Source organism: Pseudoalteromonas sp. UBA6610 (genome assembly GCF_002433295.1).
GTDB lineage: Bacteria > Pseudomonadota > Gammaproteobacteria > Enterobacterales > Alteromonadaceae > Pseudoalteromonas > Pseudoalteromonas atlantica.
The window spans coordinates 1-2,548 of the sequence record NZ_DJHW01000111.1 but is presented as its reverse complement, the minus strand read 5'-3'; the positions used below and the strand labels follow the sequence as shown (position 1 = coordinate 2,548).

The following is a 2,548-nucleotide window of genomic DNA, read 5'->3' as shown; positions in this document are numbered from 1 at the left end:
TTTTAGCTTTTAGCTTTTAGCTTTTTGAGCATAAAAAATGGCGCTAAAAAGCGCCATTCAAAAAACAATTAAATTAAAGCGCTAGGCTTAAAATTTTCTTCGCTTTAGCTATGTCAATATCGCCATGTTCGCCAAGGGCTGTCATGCCGTTACGCTCAAGGTTGTTGGCAACGGCTTCAACCGCGTCTTCACCTAGGTCGTAATCGCCAAGTTTTGTTTTAATGCCCATTTGCTCAAAAAAGTCTTGAGTATGTTTAATGGTTGCATCAATCAGCTCGTTTTTGTCTTGCATATCAAGGCCAAATACACGCTCACCTAACTGAATAATTTTAGCGCGTTTTTGCTCTTGCTGAACAAACATAAGCGGCGGTAATACAATTGCAAGTGTTACAGCGTGATCTAAGCTATAAAGCGCTGTTAGCTCGTGGCCAATCATGTGCGTAGACCAATCTTGCGGTACGCCTTGGCCAATTAAGCCATTTAGTGCCATCGTTGCCGACCACATTACGTTTGCACGAACATCGTAATCTTCTGGGTTTTCAAGGGCTTTAGGGCCTTGCTCAATTAGCGTAGATAAAATGCCTTCTGCAAAACGGTCTTGCAGTGGCGCATTAACTGGGTACGTTAAGTATTGCTCAATAACATGTACAAACGCATCAACTACACCGTTAGAAATTTGGCGAGTTGGCAGTGAGAATGTATACGTAGGATCAAGCACGGCAAATTGCGGTTGTACAATTGGCGTACCAAAGGCACGTTTTTGCTGGGTTTCTTTACGGGTAACAACCGAGTTACCGTTGCTTTCTGAGCCAGTAGCCGGAAGCGTTAATACCGCGCCAATAGGTAATGCACTTTTTACTTCTGCGCCATTAACTAAAATATCCCAGCTGTCGCCTTCGTATTTTGCTGCTGCCGCTACGTATTTAGCGCCGTCGATAACACTACCGCCGCCTACAGCTAATATAAAGCTAACGTTTTGATCTTTAACAATTTCTACAGCTTTTGAAAGTGTTTCGTAAGTTGGGTTTGGCTCAACCCCCGAAAACTCCACAAAGTCCACACCTTCAAGTGCATTTACTACATCGTCATATACGCCGTTCTTTTTGATCGAACCGCCACCGTATAAAAACATGACCTTGCCTTGGCTTGGTACGCGGCTTGCGATCTCATTAATTTGATCTTTGCCGAATAAAATCTCGGTGCGGTTTTTAAATGCAAAATTTAACATATTTGTACTCTACTTGGTTACGGGGCACAGCCCCTGGTGCTCATTGCTTTATAAAATGGGAATTAATAGTTAACTTTCAAGTAATTAATTACCTATTTTATAAATTAAATATGAAAACGGTTAATGTCTAACTGAACGAGCGCAAGTGTACGCGCACTTTACAATAACTAGAATTCAGTTAATCTTACTTTACCCATCGGATTTCTGATACCTAATGTTTTATGTCTTATTTTGTACAATTACGCACCTTTGTTGAGGTATATCGTTGTAAAAACATCTCTCGGGCTGCTAAAAATTTGGGGCTGTCGCAACCAGCTGCAACCGCGCATATACAAACAATGGAGTCGGTGGTAGGTAAATCGTTATTTGAGCGGCGTCACCGAGGCGTAGAACCAAGTAATGCCGCCCACGATTTAGCAGGCCAAGTGGCAAATCACCTAGATGCTATAGAGCAAAAAGTTGCCTCTGTACGCACCCGTTCAAACGATGTGAGCGGAACGATTACACTAGCCGGGCCCGCCGAATATATTAGTTATGTTGCCTCAGCACAGCTGGCAAATTTGTTACAAGCAGGCAATGTTGATGTGGTCGTGCTGCCTGGTAATCGTGAGCAAATTTATACAGCGCTCGACACCGGCGTTGCCGATATGGCTATTACAGCCTCCCTGCCCGATAACAAAATTTACGACTTTGAAGTGCTCGACAGCGAAGAGCTAGTACTGGTGGCGCACCGTTTATTAGCGCAAAGCTTAGAGGGGCAAACCATTACGCCAGCACTTTTAAATACGCTGCCGGTGGTCAGTTACGACAGTCAATTACCGCTTATACGCCAGTATTTTGATACTGTATTTAAACAAAGCTGTACGTCAAAAATAATTGCTCGCTGCCCCGACATACGCGCGCTCGCCGGCATAGTAAGAACCGGTGTAGGCTATACCGTGCTGCCTGATTATATATGTCATGACGATATTCAATCGGGTAGATTAATTAAACTTGGTCCGCAAGGGCCGGAAAACAATTTGTACTTAGCGTGGCGTAAAGGGGCGCTTGCTCACCCGCGGCTTAATTATGCCCGCGATGTGTTAATGGCTTTTTCTAATATTAATAAATACGCAAAATAGTTTTTTAACTTATACCAATCCGCATAATTAAGTGATCTATTTTGAGGATGAGTAAACGTGATGATAGCAAGGCAAAAAATTAGCTATTTAGTTGTTCTCGGCAATTGCTCCTGCATTGCTCTACCTTCTGCATCCATGCAGTCGTAAATGAGAATTTTTTAACGCAGATAGCGACACGTTTAGCCCCTGAAAATGATTA

The 2,548-nt window shown here is 43.0% G+C and carries 2 protein-coding genes; one reads left to right on the top strand and one right to left on the bottom strand.

Annotation, left to right across the window (positions count from 1 at the left end; genetic code table 11):
• Positions 1-73: 73 nt before the first annotated feature.
• Entirely contained in the window at positions 74-1,228 is a 1,155-nt protein-coding gene (locus tag B4F91_RS14650; protein ID WP_286938497.1) for an iron-containing alcohol dehydrogenase, read from the bottom strand.
• A 221-nt stretch (positions 1,229-1,449) separates the two neighbouring features.
• Here B4F91_RS14650 and B4F91_RS14645 point away from each other — a divergent pair, with 221 nt between their 5' ends.
• A complete protein-coding gene (locus tag B4F91_RS14645; protein WP_273589470.1) occupies positions 1,450-2,349 on the top strand; it encodes a LysR family transcriptional regulator in 900 nt (299 codons plus the stop codon).
• Positions 2,350-2,548: the final 199 nt, after the last annotated feature.